At 72.3% G+C, this 3,466-nt stretch carries 4 protein-coding genes; all 4 read left to right on the top strand.

Features of this window, described 5'->3' with window-relative positions; translation table 11 throughout:
* On the top strand, positions 1 to 259 hold a 259-nt coding region (locus tag VGW35_21605), incomplete at its 5' end, for a hypothetical protein (GenBank protein ID HEV8310269.1).
* A gap of 74 nt (positions 260 to 333) precedes the next feature.
* A complete protein-coding gene (locus VGW35_21600; protein HEV8310268.1) occupies positions 334 to 1,209 on the top strand; it encodes a hypothetical protein in 876 nt (291 codons plus the stop codon).
* Between the two features lie 7 nt (positions 1,210 to 1,216).
* Positions 1,217 to 1,603, top strand: coding sequence for a copper resistance CopC family protein (locus tag VGW35_21595; GenBank protein HEV8310267.1), 387 nt, complete (start codon positions 1,217 to 1,219; stop codon positions 1,601 to 1,603).
* A gap of 18 nt (positions 1,604 to 1,621) precedes the next feature.
* Positions 1,622 to 3,466, top strand: a 1,845-nt coding sequence (locus VGW35_21590; protein ID HEV8310266.1) for a CopD family protein, incomplete at its 3' end; no start/stop codon positions are given.

The raw sequence follows: 3,466 nt of genomic DNA, 5'->3' as shown, positions 1-3,466 counted from the left end.
CGGCTGGCTGGTCTTCCTGGTCGCCGAGACCGGCCCCCACCTGGTCCATCACGTCTTCGACACGGACGAGCACCCGGCGTGTAGCTTCCTGGCGGCGGCGGACTGCCCGTCGGCCGCCGGCACCGTCCTCGACGGCGTCCCGGCCCCGGCTCCGTCCCCCGAGCCGGCCGACGCCGCGCCGCCCGCCCAGTTTCCTTCGACCAGCGTTGGCCCGACGTCCACCCGCGGCCCCCCGCGAGCGCCCCTCGCCCTCGCCTGACGTTCACGGCTCACTCGTCGTCGACAGCCCGCGTCCCTCCGCGGTCCGGAGGGACCGGTCCAGCGAGGTGGCGCATGAAATACCCTCGTTCTCTGCCCTGGGTGGCGCTTTTGTTCGTGGCACATGCGGGGCCGGCCTGGGCCCACGGAGTGATCGGGAAGCGTTTCTTTCCGGCGACATTGACGATCGACGATCCGTTCGTCGCCGACGAGCTGTCATTGCCCAGCGTCCTCCACATCAAGGGGTCGGAGGCGAAGCAGACGACGCTCGGCGCCGAGTTCTCGAAGCGCATCACGCCGGACCTCGGGCTCTCCATCGGAGCGGAGTACAACTTCATCGATCCGAACGATCCGGACGAACGGAGCAGCTCGGGGTTCGGCAATCCGGAGCTGTCCGTCAAGTACACCTTCTTCAAGAGCGCGGCCCACGAGGCCGTCCTTTCGCTCGGGTTCGGCTGGGAGATCGGCGGCGCCGGCGAGAAGTCCGGCGGGGCCGAGTCCTTCTCGACCCTGTCCCCGGCCCTGTTCTTCGGAAAGGGTTTGGGCGACCTCCCGGACACGCTCGCCTTCCTCCGCCCGGTGGCCGTGACGGGGGTGTTCGGCGCCGAGATCCCGCTGACCGACGAGGAGAGCAATCGGCTGACCTACGGGGTGGCGTTCGAGTACAGCCTGCCCTACCTCCAGCAGTTCGTGCGGGACGTCGGACTCCCCAAGCCCTTCAGCCAGCTCATCCCGGTTGTCGAGCTGCTCTTCCAGACCCCGCTGGACGGCGGCAAGACCACGGGGACGGTGAACCCCGGAATCATCTGGGCCGGCAAGCTCGTGGAGGTGGGGGTCGAGGCCATCATTCCCATCAACAGCGAGACCGGGAAGAACGTCGGCGTGCGCGCGCTCCTCCACTTCTTCCTCGACGACATCGCGCCCACCGTCTTCCGGCCGATCTTCCAGTAGGCGCCCGGTGAGCATCGGTCGACCGCCCGCCGCCCGTCCGATCGCCCTGGCCGGCCTCCTGGCCGCATTGTGGAGCGGCTGGGCCTGGGCCCACGCCTTCCCGGAGCGCTCCGAGCCCCGGGTCGGCGCGGTCGTCCGCGCCTCGCCGGCGGCCGTGCGGATCTGGTTCGACGGGGACCTCGAGCCGGCGTTCAGCCGCATCACCGTGACCGATAGCCGCGGGCAGCGGGTCGACCGTGACGACGCCCGCGTGGACCCCCAGAACCGGCGGCTCCTCGGGGTGGGCCTCCGACCGCTGGCGCCAGGCGCGTACACGGTCCGCTGGCGCGTCCTGGCCGTCGACGGCCATCAGACCGAGGGCGACTACACGTTCACGCTGAAGGGGCCCGAGTGACGGCCTAGGCGGCGGGTCATGGAGCTGTTTGGCGTCCTCGTCCGGTGGATTCACTTCGTGGGTGCCGGGTTGCTGCTCGGGACCTTCGCGTTTCTCGTCGGCGTGGCGGGCCCCGCCGGCCGGATGGCCGGTGGGAGCGCGCTCGACGGGCTCGCGCCCCTGGACGGACGCCTCCTTCGCCTGGCCCGATGGCTCCTCGCCATCACGGTGGCCTCGGGGCTCCTCGACCTCTGGCGCCAGGTCACCGTCGCGACCGGATCCGGACTCCTGGGGAGCCTCGGCATGGCGCCGGTCGCCTCCGTGCTCATGCACACCCGCTACGGCACCATCTGGCTCGTGCGTCACGGGCTTCTCCTTCTGCTCGTCCTGCTCCTGTGGCTCCGCGAGGCGGAGCGTGACCGGGCGGACTGGCTGATCCTGCGGCTCGAGGGCGCCCTGCTGGCCGGGGCCAGCTTCGGCATCATCGGAGCCGCCGGCCACGCCGCATCGGCCCAGCAGTTTCCGCTGGCGGCGATCGTCGTCGACGGCGTGCATCTCCTCGCGACGGGGCTCTGGTTCGGGGCGCTGCTCCCCCTGGTCCTCTTCCTCACCTGGACGCTCACGCTCCCGGACCCCACGGGCTCCGCGCTGGCCGCCCGGGCGGCGCGCCGCTTTTCCGCGCTCGGCCTCGGCAGCGTCGCGGTCCTCGTCCTGACCGGCACCTACAACGCCTGGGAGCAGGTGGCGGGTTTTCCGGCCCTGATCGGCACCTCCTATGGACGCTGGCTCTCGCTGAAGCTCGCCCTGCTCCTTCCGCTGCTCGGGGTCGCGGCGCTCAACCTGCTCGTCCTCAAACCGCGCCTCCTGCGCACGGTCGAGCGGCGGGACGACCACGGCCGCAGCGCGCCGCTGATCGCCCGGCTGCGCCGGCACGTCACCATCGAGGCGGCCCTCGGGTGCGCGATCCTCGGCGTCGTCGCCGTGCTCGGCCTGACGACCCCGGCCCGCCATTCCGCGGTCAGCTGGCCGCTGTCCTTCCGGCTCTCGTGGGAGGCCACCCGGGATCTGCCCGGCGTGCAGACGCGGGTCGCCATCGGAGGCCAGCTGGCGCTCCTGGGCCTGATCGCCGCCCTGCTCGCCGTCATCGTGCAGACCCGCCGCTGGCGCCAGGTCGCCGTGGCGGGGGTGGCTGGTATCGTGCTCGGGCTCACGGTGGCGCTGCCGCCGCTCGCGGTCGACGCCTACCCGACGACCTACCGCCGGCCGACCGTTCCCTACGCGGCGAGCTCGATCGCCGACGGCCTCGCGCTCTACCGGCGGCACTGCGTCGCCTGCCACGGCCCGGCGGGCTACGGGGACGGTCCGGCCGCGGCGCGGCTGCCGCAAAAGCCGGCCGACCTCACGGCCAAGCACACCGGCGATCACACGGTCGGCGATCTCTTCTGGTGGCTGACTCACGGGATCGGGGGCACGCCCATGCCGGGCTTCGGGGCTCAGCTCTCGGACGCCGAGCGCTGGGACGTCATCAACGCCCTTCGCACCCTGGCCGCCGCCGAGCGGACCCGGGAACTCGGACCGGTCGCCGGGCCCACGGCCATCGTGGCGCCCGACTTCGAGTACACGACCGGCGTCGGCGAGAGCCACACGCTCCGCGAGCACCGCGGGCAGGGCCCCGTGCTGCTGGTCCTCTTCAGCCTGCCCGGATCGCTCCCGCGGCTCACCCAGCTCGGGGACGTGTACCCCTCGCTGCGCCGCGCGGGGGCCGAGGTCCTCGCGATTCCGCTGGACGGCGGCCGCGACATCTACCGGCGGATCGGGGATCGCCTCGTCTTCTTCCCGATCGTCGTCGACGGGGCCGCCGACGCCGCCGCCGCCTACCTGCTC

The organism is Candidatus Methylomirabilota bacterium, assembly GCA_036005065.1.
GTDB lineage: Bacteria > Methylomirabilota > Methylomirabilia > Rokubacteriales > DASRDR01 > DASYQW01.
This window is presented reverse-complemented; position numbering and strand designations above follow the sequence as displayed.

What these genes read in the sequence shown, in the direction of transcription:
- VGW35_21600 (HEV8310268.1), top strand. Translation starts at nt 334, where the DNA reads ATGAAATACCCTCGTTCTCTGCCCTGGGTGGCGCTTTTGTTCGTGGCA.